Source organism: Streptomyces sp. NPDC012508 (genome assembly GCF_042902595.1).
Lineage (GTDB): Bacteria > Actinomycetota > Actinomycetes > Streptomycetales > Streptomycetaceae > Streptomyces.
The window spans coordinates 80823-96027 of sequence record NZ_JBIBEO010000008.1; the positions used below are offsets into that span (position 1 = coordinate 80823).

Annotated in this window: 14 protein-coding genes and 1 tRNA gene; 6 read left to right on the forward strand and 9 right to left on the reverse strand. The window is 72.9% G+C overall.

What is annotated here, in order from left to right:
* Positions 1 to 56 precede the first annotated feature (56 nt).
* Positions 57 to 605 carry a DUF1707 and FHA domain-containing protein gene (locus ACFY8U_RS26400; protein WP_361441114.1) on the reverse strand — a complete coding sequence of 183 codons (549 nt, stop codon included), beginning with the start codon at positions 603 to 605 and terminating at the stop codon, positions 57 to 59.
* Positions 606 to 864: 259 nt separating this feature from the next.
* On the opposite strand from ACFY8U_RS26400, the gene ACFY8U_RS26405 reads away from it, so the two are divergent.
* From ACFY8U_RS26405 to ACFY8U_RS26415, 3 genes are all read left to right on the forward strand, one after another.
* Positions 865 to 1815, forward strand: a complete 951-nt coding sequence (locus ACFY8U_RS26405) for a GNAT family N-acetyltransferase (RefSeq protein WP_389575024.1) — start codon at positions 865 to 867, stop codon at positions 1813 to 1815.
* 78 nt (positions 1816 to 1893) lie between these two features.
* Positions 1894 to 3645, forward strand: coding sequence for a malto-oligosyltrehalose trehalohydrolase (treZ, locus tag ACFY8U_RS26410; protein WP_389574337.1), 1752 nt, complete (start codon positions 1894 to 1896; stop codon positions 3643 to 3645).
* Positions 3646 to 3967: 322 nt separating this feature from the next.
* On the forward strand, positions 3968 to 4780 hold the full coding sequence (locus ACFY8U_RS26415; RefSeq protein ID WP_389574339.1) for a hypothetical protein: 813 nt from the start codon (positions 3968 to 3970) through the stop codon (positions 4778 to 4780).
* Here the strand turns inward: ACFY8U_RS26415 and ACFY8U_RS26420 are convergent, their stop codons facing one another.
* The 3 genes from ACFY8U_RS26420 to ACFY8U_RS26430 form a co-directional block, all read right to left on the reverse strand.
* Positions 4781 to 5863, reverse strand: coding sequence for a M24 family metallopeptidase (locus tag ACFY8U_RS26420; protein ID WP_389575027.1), 1083 nt, complete (start codon positions 5861 to 5863; stop codon positions 4781 to 4783).
* 178 nt (positions 5864 to 6041) lie between these two features.
* Positions 6042 to 7016 carry a hypothetical protein gene (locus ACFY8U_RS26425; protein ID WP_389574342.1) on the reverse strand — a complete coding sequence of 325 codons (975 nt, stop codon included), beginning with the start codon at positions 7014 to 7016 and terminating at the stop codon, positions 6042 to 6044.
* A 61-nt stretch (positions 7017 to 7077) separates the two neighbouring features.
* Positions 7078 to 7950 (reverse strand): LysR family transcriptional regulator, encoded by an 873-nt coding sequence (locus ACFY8U_RS26430; RefSeq protein WP_389575029.1) that lies wholly within the window; start codon positions 7948 to 7950, stop codon positions 7078 to 7080.
* 175 nt (positions 7951 to 8125) lie between these two features.
* On the opposite strand from ACFY8U_RS26430, the gene ACFY8U_RS26435 reads away from it, so the two are divergent.
* Entirely contained in the window at positions 8126 to 8845 is a 720-nt protein-coding gene (locus ACFY8U_RS26435; protein WP_389574345.1) for a hypothetical protein, read from the forward strand.
* Between the two features lie 17 nt (positions 8846 to 8862).
* Here ACFY8U_RS26435 and ACFY8U_RS26440 read toward each other — a convergent pair whose 3' ends face one another.
* Positions 8863 to 9498 (reverse strand): nucleoside/nucleotide kinase family protein, encoded by a 636-nt coding sequence (locus ACFY8U_RS26440; protein ID WP_389574347.1) that lies wholly within the window; start codon positions 9496 to 9498, stop codon positions 8863 to 8865.
* 47 nt (positions 9499 to 9545) lie between these two features.
* On the opposite strand from ACFY8U_RS26440, the gene ACFY8U_RS26445 reads away from it, so the two are divergent.
* A complete protein-coding gene (locus ACFY8U_RS26445) occupies positions 9546 to 9938 on the forward strand; it encodes a VOC family protein (RefSeq protein WP_389574350.1) in 393 nt (130 codons plus the stop codon).
* A gap of 96 nt (positions 9939 to 10034) precedes the next feature.
* On the opposite strand, the gene ACFY8U_RS26450 is transcribed toward ACFY8U_RS26445, so the two are convergent.
* Positions 10035 to 11522, reverse strand: coding sequence for a TerD family protein (locus tag ACFY8U_RS26450; RefSeq protein WP_389574353.1), 1488 nt, complete (start codon positions 11520 to 11522; stop codon positions 10035 to 10037).
* Between the two features lie 116 nt (positions 11523 to 11638).
* Here ACFY8U_RS26450 and ACFY8U_RS26455 point away from each other — a divergent pair, with 116 nt between their 5' ends.
* Positions 11639 to 12874, forward strand: coding sequence for a benzoate/H(+) symporter BenE family transporter (locus tag ACFY8U_RS26455; protein WP_389574356.1), 1236 nt, complete (start codon positions 11639 to 11641; stop codon positions 12872 to 12874).
* Between the two features lie 3 nt (positions 12875 to 12877).
* Here the strand turns inward: ACFY8U_RS26455 and ACFY8U_RS26460 are convergent, their stop codons facing one another.
* From ACFY8U_RS26460 to ACFY8U_RS26470, 3 genes are all read right to left on the reverse strand, one after another.
* A complete protein-coding gene (locus ACFY8U_RS26460) occupies positions 12878 to 13468 on the reverse strand; it encodes an NAD(P)H-dependent oxidoreductase (RefSeq protein WP_389574359.1) in 591 nt (196 codons plus the stop codon).
* A 34-nt stretch (positions 13469 to 13502) separates the two neighbouring features.
* A tRNA-Ser gene (locus tag ACFY8U_RS26465) sits at positions 13503 to 13575 on the reverse strand.
* Between the two features lie 210 nt (positions 13576 to 13785).
* On the reverse strand, positions 13786 to 15159 hold the full coding sequence (locus ACFY8U_RS26470; RefSeq protein WP_389574361.1) for a hypothetical protein: 1374 nt from the start codon (positions 15157 to 15159) through the stop codon (positions 13786 to 13788).
* Positions 15160 to 15205 lie beyond the last annotated feature (46 nt).

Genomic DNA, 15205 nt, shown 5'->3' on the forward strand with positions numbered 1-15205 from the left:
GGTTCAGCGTACGGAGGGCCGGAAGGGCATCAGGGTACGGAGGGGCCGGATGGGCATCAGCGTACGGAGAGCCGGAACGACATCTGTCCGAAGCCGACCATGTCGCCGGCCCGGACGGCCACCGCGCCCGTGACCCGGCGTCCGTTCACGACGGTGCCGTTGGTCGAGCCGAGGTCGCGCAGCACCCAGAGCCCGTCCTGCAGGGAGAGTTCGGCGTGCATCCGGGAGACCGTCTCGTGGCTGAGCCGCAGCCCGTTCACCGGGTCGCGGCCGATCCGCAGCGGGTACGGCCCCGGTTCGGGCAGGAGCAGCTTCGGCAGCCGCTCGGCGTGCCAGGCCCGGCCGAGCTTGGCCGTGAACGCGGACATCTTCTCCACGACGCCCACCACGCGCCGCGTCCAGCCGGACTCGGTCTGCAGATCGGCTGTGAGAAGGGCGAGTTCGTCCGGTCGCTGGGCGACGAGCGCCCGCTCCATACGGAAGAGGAAGGTGTCGTGCGAGAGCCTGCCCTGGGCGGCACCCTCACGGAGCAGCACCAGCGCACGGTCCCGCTCGGCATCGGAGAGCCGAGCGGGGTGCGTGGAGAACTCGAAAGGCGTCGTCACAACGTGATTGTCGGGCCGACGGGCCCGAAGTGTCCAGAACGGAGCCGCAAGGGCCCCGCGTCCGCTCCCGCCCCCACGTCCGCATGCACCCGGCCAGCCTTCAATCCCGGCCGCCCTCAATACCGGCCCGCACTCAAACCGGGCTCGCCTTCAATCCCGTACCGCCCCGACCAAGATCGCTGTTACGGTCTGCGGACTCGACTCCCTGGGGGACCACGACGTGACCACGTCATCGACCGGCACGCCCGACGGCGTGACCATGCGCCCGCTCTCCGGACCGGATGAGCTGGACCTCTTCTGCCGGCTCAGCTACGTCCTCGACCACGAACTCGAGGACGATCTCGCCACCGGCCGCCGTCTGCCCTCGTGGATGTGGGTCGCCCTGCGCGGCGACCGCGTCCTCGCCAGGATCTCCTGGTGGACCGACAAGGAGGGCGGCGCGCCGCTCGCGCTCGACTTCTTCGACCTGGCCCCCGAGCTCCCCGAGCAGGAGCGCGCCGGGATCGGCCTGCGCCTGCTCGAGACGGCGACCGCGGCGGTCGTACCGGAGGGAGCGGCCCGCCCGGAGTTCGGCCGCTTCATCCCGGCGGACTGGCGCGAGATTCCCGAGACGCGCGCCCGGCTGGAGACGCTCTTCGGCGTCCTGGAGGCCTCGGGCGCCCGCCCGCTGGTCGAGCGGCTGCGGCTGGAATGGCTCCCCGGCACGCCCGTACCCGAGCCGACGGGCCGGCTGGAGTTCCGTCCGGTGCGTGACCGCGAGGACCTGGTCGCGCTGATGACCCCGGTGATGGAGGGCACGCTCGACGCGCACGGGAAGGCCGACCTGGCGTCCGGTCTCTCGGCCCGCGAGGCGGCGGACCAGCACTACGACGAGGAGTTCGCGCACTACGCCTCGCCCCGCGCGTGGTGGCAGGTCGCGCAGCTGCCGGAGACCGGCGAGCCGGTCGGCTTCGTCGTCCCCGCCCGGAACAACTACAACCACACGATCGCCTACATCGGTGTGCTCCCCGCACACCGCGGCAAGGGTTACATCGACGACATCCTCGCCGAGGGCACCCGCATCCTGGCCGCCGAGGACGTGCCGCGCATCCGTGCGGCGACCGACCTGGGCAACGTGCCGATGGCGAACGCCTTCGCCCGCACGGGGTACGCCGTCTTCCAGCGCGCGATCAACTTCGTCTGGGACACGCCGGGCGCGGCCCAGTCCTGACTGCCAGGATGGACGCCGTAGCTGCGACAGGGGCGCGGCTGCCGTTGCGAGTGGACCCATCGACGAGGGGATCGGCCGGTGCTGTTCGAGGTGTGGGCCCCGCGGGCCCGTGACCGGGTGACGCTGGAGCTGAACGGAACCGGACACCCGCTGGAGCGGGACGCCGAGCGGGACGGCTGGTGGACCGGGGTGGTGCCGGCCGGGGACGGAGACCGGTACGGCTTCTCCCTGGACGACGGGCCGGTGCTCCCGGACCCCCGGTCCCGCCGTCAGCCGGACGGCCCGGACGGCCTCAGCGCGGTCGTCGACCACTCCGCGTACGTCTGGTTCAACGAGGCCCCGCGGCTGCGGCTGCGCGCCGCGGTCCTCTACGAGCTGCACGTCGGGACCTTCACCCGGGACGGCACCCTGGACGCGGCGGCGGAGCGGCTCGGGGAGCTGGCGGGGCTCGGGATCACCCATGTGGAGCTGATGCCGCTCTGCCCCTTCCCGGGGAAGCACGGCTGGGGGTACGACGGCGTGGCGCCGTGGGCGGTCCACGAGCCGTACGGCGGGCCGACGGCGCTGAAGCGGTTCGTCGACACGGCGCACGGCCTCGGGATGAGTGTGGTCCTGGACGTGGTCCACAACCATCTCGGCCCGTCCGGGAATCATCTGCCGTCCTTCGGCCCGTACTTCACCGACACGCACCACACCCCGTGGGGCGCCGCCGTGAACCTGGACGCGGCGGGCTCGGACGAGGTCCGCGCGTATCTGAGGAACAGCGCGCTCGCCTGGCTCCAGGACTACCGGATCGACGGCCTCCGGCTGGACGCCGTGCACGCCCTCGTGGACGACCGGGCGCTGACGTTCCTGGAGGAGCTGAGCGAGGCGGTGGACGAGCTGGCGCGGGAGCAGGGCCGCCAGCACTTCCTGATCGCCGAGTCGGACATGGCCGACCCCCGGACGACGACCCCGCGCGTCTCGGGGGGCCTGGGCGTCCACGCCCAGTGGAACGACGACTTCCACCACGCCCTGCACACGGCGCTGACCGGCGAGTCCCAGGGCTACTACGCCGACTTCGCGCGCGCCCCGCTGGCCGCGCTCGCCAAGACGCTGACCCATGTCTTCTTCCACGACGGTACGTACTCGAGTTTCCGCGGCCGTCACCACGGCCGGCCGGTGGACCGGGTGCGCACGCCGGCGCACCGCTTCCTGGGGTACGCCCAGACGCACGACCAGATCGGCAATCGGGCGCAGGGCGACCGTCTCTCGGCGACCCTCTCCCCCGGGCTGCTCGCCTGCGCGGCGACCCTGGTCCTGACGGGTCCCTCGGTGCCGATGCTCTTCATGGGCGAGGAGTGGGGCGCGACCACACCCTGGCAGTACTTCACCGACCACACCGACCCGGAGCTGGCGGAGGCGGTACGGCAGGGCAGACGGCGGGAGTTCGCCGAGCACGGCTGGGCGGAGGAGGACATCCCCGACCCGCAGGATCCGGCCACCCGGGACCGCTCGGTCCTCGACCGTACGGAGCGCGAACGTGCCCCGCACAACCGGCTGGCGGCCTGGCACCGCGAGCTGATCGCGCTGCGCCGTACGCTGCCGGACCTCACGGACCCGGACCTGGCGGCGGTGCGGGTCGCCTTCGACGAGGAAGGCCGCTGGCTGGCGTTCCGGCGCGGGGTGCTGCGGATCGCGGTCAACCTGGGCAAGGAGCCGGCGGAGATCCCGCTCGGCACGAACGGCCGCGACAGAGTCGTCGCCGCATGGGCTCCGATCGACGCCCCGGGCCAGGACGGCCTGCTCCGCCTCCCGGCGGAGTGCGCGGTGGTACTGACGGACGGCTGAGGCGACGGGCAGCGGCCGGCGGGGGCGGGGGCGGGCGGTGTGTCGTTCGGCCGCGTGGGACGACGGGGTCGGACAGTGCGGGACCGGCTGGACGGGTGTGACCGGGCCGGACGGGTGTGATCGGGCCGGACGAGTGTGACCGGGCCGGACAGGCTGGGACCGGGGGGCGCCGGGCTGGGACCGGGGGGCGCCGGGCGGGGCGGAGGCCTGAGCCAATTGGATCATGGTCCGGCCTGTCCCCTCGCCCCGGGCGGCCGACCAGTGGTGGGCTGTGGCCGGTGGGGGGCGACCGGTACGTCGACCTCCTCTCGGGGACTCGCACATGACCACGCTCGTCACCATCGCCGCCATGGCCGTCGCCCTGGCCGTCGGCCTGATCGCCAACCGTGTCCGCAGCCGCCGCACCGCGGACGAGCAGGAGGACGCCGAAGCCTCCGTCAGCGACCTCATCAGCCCACTGGAGACCCTCGCCGTCCTGCTGGTCGCGTTCGTCATCGTCGTCGCCGCCGAGTCGTTCGGCGCGGCCGGGGCCGCCGTCGCGACCGAGGCGCGGCGGGTCGACCAGCTCTACGAGGTGGCCGACTACGCGCCCGAACCGCACCGGCAACGGCTCCAGGCCGCGTCGGTCTGCTACTCGCGGGCCATCCAGGCCCACGAGTGGCCCGCGATGGAGAACGGCGGCGAGTCCTCGCTCCGCGCCTCCCAGTGGTCCACCGAGTTCCGCAGGTCGTTCAAGGAGCTCGCCCACCAGGACGACGCCACGTTCGACGTGCTGGTGCAGGCCGACGACGAGCGCTCCACGGCCCGGCACACCCGGCTCGGGGAGGCGACGCCGGCGATCCCGACCGTCGTCTACTGGTTCATGGTCGTGTCACTCGCCGCCACGGTCGGCGCCTTCGCCTTCGGACTCCCCCGAAAGCGGGGCCCGGCGCACCTGCTCCTGCTGTCCACCCTCGCGGTCCTGTTCACCGGCTCGCTGCTGTTGATCCAGGACATCGACCGGCCCTTCGACGGCCAGATCCGGATCACGGGCGACGCCATGCGGGGTACGGCGGAGGACGTCTCCGAGGACTTCGCGGAGGACCACCCGGGGGCCGTGCTCCCCTGCGACGAGGGCGGCACGCGCACGACCTGATCACTCCACGATCGCCATCTCGTGCGGGGTGTTGTTGAAGCGGCGAGCCCCCGAACCGCCCTCCGTCGGAGTCACGATGTCCTCGATCCGGACGCCGAAGCGGCCCGGCAGATAGACGCCCGGCTCGATGGAGAAGCACATGCCCGGCACGACCGGCCGCTCCTCACCCTCGATCATGTACGGCGGCTCGTGTGTCGTGACGCCGATGCCGTGGCCGGTGCGGTGGATGAAGTACTCGCCGTAGCCCGCGTCCGTGATGACCTTGCGGGCCGCCCGGTCGACGTCCTGGCAGGCCACGCCCGGCCGTACGGCCTCGAAGCCGGCCTGCTGCGCCTCCCGCACCAGGTCGTGGACGCGCTGCTCCTCGGCCGTCGGCTCGCCGACGTGCACGGTACGGGTGGTGTCGGAGCCGTAACCGTGCTTGAGGCCGCCGAAGTCGAGCACGACCATGTCCCCGCGCCGGATGACCCGTTCGCCCGCCTCGTGGTGCGGGTTGGCGCCGTTGGGTCCGGAGCCGACGACGGTGAAGTCGACCTGGGAATGACCGAAGCGCATGAGCAGCGCGGCGAGGTCGGCCGCCACCTCGGTCTCCCTCCGGCCGGCGAAGGCGACCTTGAGGATCTCGCCGTACGCCTGATCGGCCGCGGCGCCGGCCGCCGCGATCCGCTCCAGCTCGTGCGCGTCCTTGACCGCCCGCAGCATCGGCAGCGCCTCGGTCAGCGACACGTACGAGGTGGAGGGCAGCTCCTTCTGCAGCCCGAGCAGATGCATCGCCCAGGCGTTGTCGCTGACGCCGAAGCGTCCTTCGGCGTCGAGGAGGGGTGCGGTGACGGTGTACGGGTCCTTGCCGTCGGTCCAGTCGCGCAGGGTGAGCGCGGCGGCGCCCGGGGCCTTCCCGGCGTCCGGTGCCTCCAGGGTCGGCACGACGAGGACCGGATCCCGGCCGGCGGCGAGAACGAGGACGGTGAGCCGCTCGGTGATCGCGGTCGGCCGATAGCCGGTCAGGTAGACCAGGTCCGGGCCGGGCGCGACGAGGACACCGGCGAGTCCGGCGTCGGCGGCCGACTCGGCGGCGCGGTCCATCCGGGCCCGGTAGTCGTCGGCGGTGAACGGCGCGGGCGTACGGGACTCAGGCGTACGGGACTCGGACGTACGGGACTCAGGCGCACGGGACTCGGACGTACGGGACTCAGGCGCACGGGACTCAGGCGTACTCGGCATGGGGTCATCCTGCCCCGCCCCGCCCTCACGGCGCGAGCGCTCAGCGCGGCTCCTGGCCGCCGTGTCCCGGCCCCTGGGCGATGAGGCGTTCGAGCAGCTCGTGGAAGTCCTCGCCGACGACGATCCGCAGCTCGCCGCCGTCCCCGTCCCGGTCGCTGAGCTGGGTGAGCGTGCCGCCGCGCCACCAGAAGACGTACGGGCTGATGGCACCGGGCGTGTCCTCGTAACCGGAGGCGGCGAACGAGGCCATCGCGCCGAGCGCGGGAACGATCGTGGTGTCGCGGATCGGGTGGAAGGCCAGCTGGTGCCGGAACGGCATCGCGACCAGGGCCCCGTGCTCGCCGAGCGGCCGGCCGGTCACGCGCCGCACCACGGCGTCCAGGTCGAGGACGCGGCTCGCGGTGTAGAAGGAGTCGCCGAGGATCACCTCGAAGGACATGCCGTCGGCGTCCCGTACCGTCTCGTGGCCCTCGACGGGCAGCCCGCGCAGATTGGCCAGCGCCCGGTCGCGCAGCTCCGTGACGTCGCCGAGCGGTTCGAGCGCCTCGTCGGTCAGCATGACGACGCTCTCGGGCAGGTCGAGCGCGAGGATCTCGTACAGTCCGGGCGCGACGCTCCGGGCGTAGCCGAAGGTCCCCGGGTCGATGCCGTCGCCGCTGATCACCCGGGGGTAGAGCTGGGCGCGGATCTGCTCGGGCCGGAGGGTGTCGAGCGCGGAGGGGCCGTCCATGGTGCGCAGCACCAGGCCGACATGGCGGCGGATCAGCGCGGGCCAGACGCGTGGTCCGCGGCGGTCGTTGTGGCAGACGGCGGCGAGGTTGCCGAGGCCGAAGGCACGGCCGTCGGCGTCGCGTACCGAGTCGGCGTAGACGGTGACCTCGAGGCCGAGTTCGGCGAAGGCCTCACGGACGCGGCTGCGGAAGAGAGCCGCCTCGCGCTGCGAGAAGTACGAGAACTCGGGGTCCCTGGGAGCTTCGTCACCGTCACGCCTGGGTCCTCGCCGGAACAGCCCCACGTCCGCCCGCCTTCCTCTCGCCGTGGGACCAGCCTAGGGGGTGTCGCGTCGGCACGGCCGGTCAGATCGTCAGCCTCCGGGTCAACTCGGCTGCCGGGCCGGAGGGTTCGGCGCCGGTGTGGAGGAGTTCGACGCGGTGGACGAGGCGTGGGGCGCTCAGCGGTACGGCGACGGCTCCGGCGATCGCGGCGGCCAGGGAGACGGGGAGGAGCGTCAGTCCGTGTCCGGCGGCGGCCAGGGCGCCGAGGACGCGGGAGTCGGTGCCCTCGTGGCGCAGGGCGGTGCGGAAGCCGTGGCCGGAGGGGCCGCCGTGCGCGGAGCGCAGCCGGTCGAGCGGGAGGCCGGCGTCGGGTGCGTCGAGCCAGCGGGCGTCGACGAGGTCGGCGAGCTTCAGGCCGGGGCGGCCGGCGAGCGGATGCCCGGCGGGCAGGACCACGGCGACCGGCTCCTCGGTGACGCGGACGGCGGTGAGCGGGGCGACGTCGGGCAGCCGCAGCGGGTCGCTGGGGGCGGCGAGTCCGTCGACCAGACCGAGGTCGGCCGCTCCGGTCGCGACGGCGGCGGACACCTCGTCGCGGGGCAGGGTGCGCAGGGTGACCCCGGTGGCGGGGAGGGCGGCGAGGGTGCGGGGGTGCAGGGCGAGCGGGGAGGCGGCGAGGGCCAGCGTCTCGCTGGGCGCGGCGGCGAACCGGGCGAGGTCGGCGCGGGCGGCGCCGAGCCGGAGGAGGAGCGAGCCGGCGTGTTCGAGGAGACGCTCTCCGGCGCGGGTGGGGAGGACGGGACGGCGGCCGAGGAGCGGCAGGCCGAGGTCGTTCTCGAGGGCGGCGATGTGCTGGCTGACGGCGGACTGGGTGTAGCCGAGCGCGCGGGCGGCCCCGGAGAAGGAACCGAGCCGGGCGACGGTGACGAAGGTACGGAGGTGGTGCGGGTCCATGGGGTTTCCGATGTCGAACGGGATCGAATGCATGCGGCAGCCCCCTGGTCATGTGCGGTCGCGAGGCTACCTCGCCCCTCTCCGGCGCCCCCGAGGCCCCCCATCAGCGTTCGCGATCGGACGTGCAGGAATCATCGTTGGACGTGAACCTGCCCCTCCGACCAGCATGGTCGGCATGACGCACACTCCTTGCATCGCACTGGTCGGCGACCGTTCCCCGCACGTGAAGTCCCATGTCCGCATCCCCGCCCTGCTCGACGCGCTGGCCGATCGGGACGGCTTGGTCCTCGACGCGTACTGGATCCCGACCGGCGACGCGGAGGCGCCGGGCGCGGTGAAGGACTTCGACGCGGTGTGGGTGCTGCCGGGGAGTCCGTACGCGAGTGAGGCGGGCGCGCTGGCCGCGATCCGTACCGCCCGCGAGGACGGCATCCCGTTCCTCGGCACCTGCGCCGGTTTCCAGCACGCTCTCCTCGAATTCGCCCGTGACGTCTGCGGTCTCACGGCTGCCGCACACGCCGAGAACGACCCGGCGGCTGCCGGCGACGACCTGCTGATCGCACCGCTCGCCTGCTCGCTGGTCGGCCACGAGGGCCCGGTCCGGGTGACTCCGGGCTCGCTCGCGGAGTCGGTCCTCGGCGCCGAACGGACGACGGAGCGCTACCACTGCAACTACGGCCCCGACAGCCGTCATCTGGACACCTTGCACGCCCACGGCATGCGGTTCACGGGAGAGGACGAGGACGGTCAGGTCCGCATCGCGGAACTGCCCGGCCACCCCTTCTTCCTGGCCACGCTCTTCCAGCCGGAACTGGCGAGCGACGGCACGCACCCGCACCCGCACCCGATCGTCCGGGCCCTGGCGCGGGCGGCGACGGACCACGCGGGCCGCTAGGACCGGTGGTCCGCTCCCTACGTCATGCGGACGACGAGGTGGGCGCGGTCACGGCCTGGGGCGACGAGCCGGGCGTTGGACTCGTCGGAGTCGCGGACCCAGCGCTCGGCGTGGGCGCGGTCCTTGCCGAAGCGGACATGACGTTCGACGAGCCGTGGCACGCGGCGGTGGTCGTCGAGCTCCAGGAACCACGCCTCGTCGAGCAGCGGAAGTACGGCGGCCCACGGGCCCTGGTCGTGGAGCAGGTAGTTGCCCTCGGTGACGACGAGGGGCACGTCGGGGCCGACCGGGATCGCCCCGGCGACCGGCTCCTCCAGCGTGCGGTCGAACGTGGGGGCGTAGACCGTGGTGCCGGGCTCGGGGCTGCGGAGGCGGGCGAGCAGCGCCGCGTACCCGGCGGCGTCGAAGGTGTCCGGCGCCCCCTTGCGCTCCGCGCGGCCGAGCCGCTCCAGCTCCCCCTGCGCCAGGTGGAAGCCGTCCATCGGCACAAGGACGCCGAGCCCGTCGAGCCGGGCGACGAGGCGGGCCGCGAGCGTGGACTTCCCCGCTCCGGGCGCCCCGGCGAGCCCGAGGATCCGCCGCGTACCGGGGACGGCGAGGAGCAGGGCGCGGTCGGTGAGCTCGGCGAGCAGCTGGGCGTCCATGCGGTGCATTGTCGCACCGCGTGGCGCCCGTCCGGTCATACGTATAACCTGGACGTATGTCCACCATCGCTCTCGTCACTCTCGTCGTCCGTGACTACGACGAGGCCCTCGCCTTCTACACGGGCCCCCTCGGCTTCGACCTCGTCGACGACACCGCCCGCGACGACGGCTCCCGCTGGATCGTCGTCCGCCCCGCCGGAGCCGCCGCCGGCACGGGCCTGCTCCTGGCCCGTGCGAAGAGCCCGGAGGAGGAGTCCGCCGTGGGCCGCCAGACGGGCGGCCGGGTCGGCTTCTTCCTCCACACCGACGACTTCGCACGTGACCACGCCCGCATGACCACGGCGGGGGTCCACTTCCTGGAGGAACCGCGCCACGAGCCGTACGGCACGGTGGCGGTCTTCGAGGACCTCTACGGCAACCGCTGGGACCTCCTGCAGCCGACGGCCTGAACGGCCCCCCGGGCCCCCTCCCTTCGCGTGGGCCACGTCTCTATCTCACGCCACCCCTGCCCCAGCCCACGGAGGGGCGGGGGACCGGCGGAAGAGTCAGCGTCTGCCCCGCCGCAGCCAGTTCTGCACCTTGCCGGGCTCGGGAAGCGTCTCCGGGAGCCTCGTCGTGCCGCCTCCGGACGACGGCCCGCCGCTGTGCGGCTCGAGGTGCTTCAGACGCCCGCGCCACGGGCCGTCCGCCATCATCAGATGGACGATGACCGGTCCTTCGGGCAGCGGTATGGTCTCCCGCCGCTTGCCGATCTCGTTGACGGTGGACCCCACGTCCGGAAGCGTGGTGGGGTCGTCGTGGTCGGCAAGTTCGTAGAGGTAGATGATGAGGTTGTCGTCGCCGCGGTAGCGGATGGCGAAGTCGGCCGTCCCTCCTGTGTGCAACAGGACATCGGGGCCGAAGCCCTCCATGTCCTCCTCCGTCAGACGCCGGGCCGCCGCCAGCGGCTGGACCTGGAGCCGCCAGGGCCCGTCCGCCCTGAGCCGTAGACGCAGACGCCCGTTCTTGGGGACGAAGGCGATGACTCGGCCCCGGAAGTTGTCCTCGGTGCTGTTGATGAGGCTCGATTCCTCCTTGTTGGACCGGGAGAGGGGCCACAGGCCGGTGTACGCGTCCTTGGCGTCGACGGCGAGGTCGACCACGACCGGGCCCGGCGGGAGCCCGTCCACCGAGATCACGTCGCCGTCCCGGCCGGTCTTCGTGTACGGCTCGAAGACGGGGCCGAACGTCCAGTCCGGCGCGGGTGGCTGCGGCGCGGGCTGCGGGACCACCGCGGCGGGCACCGGGGCGGGGGGCGGCGCGCCGACCGGCGGCTGGAAAGGCACCGGGGCGGGGGCCTGGAATGGCGCCGGGGCGGGGGCCTGGAAAGGCACCGGGCCCGGAGCCTGAGCCGGCGGCTGGAACGGAACCGGGGCCGGAGCCTGAGCCTGAACCGGCGGCTGGAACGGGACCGAAGGCGGGGCCTGAACCGGGGCCTGAACCGGGGCCGGAGCCTGAGCCGGCGGCTGGAAAGGCACCGGAGCCTGCGCCCCGCCCGGAGCCGACGGCTCGTCCGCCACGTCCACGCCGTAGTCCCTCGCCAGGCCCGCGAGGCCGTTCAGCCACCCCTGGCCCACCGCCCGGAACTTCCAGCCCCCCGCGCGCCGGTACAGCTCGGCGAGCACCATCGCTGTCTCGCCGCCCGCGTCCGTCACGTCGTACCGCGCGACCGGCGTGCCGTCCGGCGCGAGCGCCTCCACGGAGAGCCCGCGTGCGTCCCGCATCGCGCCGCTCTCCGTCGACCCGACCACGAGGACCCTGCTGATCTCCGCCTCGATCGCCGTGAGGCCCCCCTCCAGCCAGACCGTGCCGCCGTCCTCCCCCAACAGCCGCACCGCGCCCGAGGGATGGACCGGCGCTCCGTGGAACACGATGTCGGCGTCCCCCCGGACCCGGCCCGTCTCCGTCAGCAGCAGAGCCGCGACATCGATCCCACCCCGCACCGCGATCCGCAGCGGCACCGTCGGAACGAAGGCGTTGTCTCCCTTGATCATTTCCCCTCCCCAAAATGGATCACTCCTGGATCTTGCGGCCATCGGGGCCCACGGGACAAGGCCTGTGGAAAACCCGATGGGGTCCCGCCCACGGGATGTGCCACGATGCCCTGGCCATGGCTTTCCTACGACACATCCAGTCCGCCGCGCCCGCCTCCGCCGTCGCCGCCGGATTCCTCGCCGTACTCATCGGCGTCACCAGTTCCGTGGCCGTCGTCTTCACGACGGCCAAGGCGGCAGGGGCGACCTCCGCCGAGCTCACCTCCTGGGTCTTCGCCCTCGGCGTCGGCATGGGCATCACCTGCATCGGTCTGTCCCTGCGCTTCCGGGCCCCGGTGGTGACGGCCTGGTCGACCCCCGGCGCCGCCCTGCTCGCCACCGGGCTGCAGGGTGTGACGATGGCTCAGGCGGTCGGGGCGTTCCTGCTGTCCGCCGTCCTCATCGTGATCAGCGGGGTCACCGGCTGGTTCGAGCGGATCATGAACAGGATTCCCGTGCCGCTCGCCTCGGCGCTGCTCGCCGGGGTCCTCCTCCAGTTCGGCACCGAGCTGTTCACGCAGATGGAGCGGAACGGCGCCATCGCCGTCCCCATGTTCCTGGCGTATCTCGCCGGCCGGCGCTGGTTCCCCCGGTACGCGGTCGTCGCCGCGCTCGCTGTCGGTGTCGCGGCGACGGCGTGGCAGGGCTCGTGGAAGCTGGACGGCTTCGCGCTCACGCTCGCGGAACCGTCCTTCGTACGCCCCGAGTTCGACTGGCAGGTCCTCGTCGGCGTCGGGCTGCCGCTCTTCGCCGTGACGATGGCCTCGCAGAATCTGCCGGGGGTCGCGGTGCTGCGCAACGCCGGTTACTCCACGCCCGTCTCACCCCTGCTGACCTGGACGGGCACGGTGAACACCGTTCTCGCGCCCTTCGGTTGCTTCGGACTGAACCTGGCCGCGATCACCGCGGCGATCTGCAGCGGCGAGGCGGCACACCCTGATCCCAGGAAGCGGTACGTGGCCGGCGTCTGGACGGGCATCTTCTACCTTCTGGTCGGCCTCTTCGGCGGAACGGTCGGCTGGCTGCTGACCGCGATGCCGCCCGCCCTGGTTTTGGGGATCGCGGGCATCGGCCTGCTGGGCACGATCGGCGGCTCCCTCACCTCGGCGCTCAAGGACGACCGCCTCCGCGAACCGGCCGTGGTCACGCTGCTCGCCACGGCCTCCGGCTTCACGCTCTTCGGTATCGGATCGACCTTCTGGGGCCTCCTGGCGGGCGTCCTCACCCTCGCCGTGGGCGACCTCGCCCGGCGCCGGAAGCGCTCCGACGAGCCGTCGCCGACTGCCGCCCCCGAGAAGGCGAAGAGCGGCTGAGCCTCAGACCGAGCGCGCCAACTCCGCCGCCCGTGCCAGGTGCGCGGCCTTGAGGGCCGGCCATTCCTCCGTGCCCGCGGTCGCCGAACCCCCGAGGACGACGAAGTCGCTCGCCCTGGCCCGCTCGCCGATCCGGTCGGTGAGCATGACCGTCCGCATCGCCTCGTAGCAGCCGGAGGCTTCGAGTTCGGCGATGTCGTACCCGGCCGTGCAGAGCACCAATGCCTTGTCGGCCACCGTGGGTCGTCCGACGGTCTTCCGGGCGAACCCCACCGTCCACACCCGGTCGAACCATCCCTTGAGCCGGGCCGGGCAGTCCGCCCACCACACCGGATAGACGAACACCCACGCTCCGGCGGCGGCGAGCGCGGCCTGCTCGGCGGCGACGTCGTCGGGCACGGGCGTGTCGGGCCGCTGCCCGGACTCGCGCTCGTACTCGGCGCGCGTGAGTTCGGAGCGGAATTCCGCCGCGTAGAGGTCCGAGACGGTGTACGTGTGCCCCGCGCCGTCCAGCCCGCCCAGGAAGGCGTCGAGAACCTCGCGGGTGAAGGTCCGCTCACCGGGGTGCGCGTAGACGACGTGAACGTGGGTCACACGTCCCCCTGGGGTGGGAGGGATGAGAGGGCGGCGGCAAGGGCAGGATTCGAACCTACGTCCACCCGGAGATCGAGCCGGGCGCTCCTCCGCAGAGCTTCCTCGCCGCCGTCGTACATCCTCGACAGCGGGCGCGGCACCGGTCAACTCATTTCCGGCGCCCGGCTCGGCGGCGCCACGTTCCTGGCGCGCGCCCGGCTCCCGGCGCGCGCCCGGCTCCCGGCGCGCGCCCGGCTCCCGGCCCCTGCCTCCCCGGCGCCCGGCTCGGCGACTCCCCGGCTCCCCGCCTCCCCGTCGACGCGTCACCTACCGCCCCGTCACAGCCACTCGCTCGCCGCCGCGCGCTGGCCCTTCCCGGAGAACACGCCGGTGGACCGCAGGGCACTCGCCATGAGCGGATCCGCCACCCGGACCCCGTGCACCAGCTCCGGCGTACGGCGGTATCCGACCGGTTCGGCGGCCGGCCGCGGAGCGGTCCAACCGCCCGCCACCGGGTCCACGCCGTACCGCCCGCAGACCTGCTCGACAAGGGAGCGCGTGCACTCCTCCTCGCCGCGCAGCACCTTCCAGGGAAGCGGAAGCTCCGCCCACACATACGTGTCGGGGTGCAGGCCGCCACCGCTCTTCCGGTGCCAGTAGGCGACGTCGGCCGCCATCAGCCGGGGCACCTTGCCCGGGCAGACCCGGTCGAGGAAGTCCTCCCGCCCCAGTTCGGTGAGGAGCGCGAACCAGTGCGCCCGGGCCGTACTCCAGGCCTGGGCGGCCTGGTTCCACGTCGACGAGTCGTTGCCCGGCCGGACGATCATGGTGTTGCGCTCGAGGGCGCATCTGTTCCAGGCATCTTCGAGCAGCTCGGCGACCGACCGCAGGAAGCGGCTCCAGCGCGAGAGCAGAAGCGAGAGTTCCTCGTCGGAGAGGTGTCCGAGCACCTCCGCCGTGGGGTGGGCATGGGCGACCACGTACCAGTCGGTGCGCTCGGGCTCCGCGCGCAGCCGCTGGAACAGGGCGTCGGCCACCTCGTCGTACGGTCGGCGCTGCTTGCCGTTGGTGAACATGCTGCGCATGTATCCGCGGGCGGTGAGGTACGCGACGAAGGCCGCGGTTCCGGGATCGGCGGCGAACGGCCCGTACGGCAGGGTGTGGGCGATCGCCCCCTTGCCGGTCATGACGACCTCGTAGCGGCGCTGTTCGTGGACGACCCGCGCCAGCTTGGCCTCCATCCTGCGCAACAGCCGGAAGCGCTTGTTGTACTGGCGCTTGGACAGCTCGCCGATGCCCGCCTCGGCGCGCTCGGCCCGGTTGAGCCGGTCCATGCCGAAGTCGTTCTCGCCGTACGCCCGGCCGATCTCCTCGCCCGCCCGGCGGATCACCGCCTCGATCCGCTCGGGGTCGTCTCCCGCGTCCGCCGGAAGGGGCGGAACGTTTCCGAACAGCTCGGCGGCGCGGCCGAGTTGGCGCTGCGCTCCGACGGGCCGGGCGAAATCCTCACGCATGGAGGTGTATCCGTGCCAGAGGCTACGAAGCGAGTTCTCGGTGGCCTTGCCGAGGGCGGTGGCGGTGGCCGGGTCGAGCGCGACTCCCTGGGCGGTGAACAGATCGAGCACGAGCTGGGCCACGTCTTCCGGACGCTTGCGCAGTCCCAGCGAGGCATACAGCTCCTTCAGGAGCCGCTCTGCGTGGTGCGACGTCATGCGTCACACCCTGTCACCGCCTCGCCGGGACCTCCACCGGTTATCC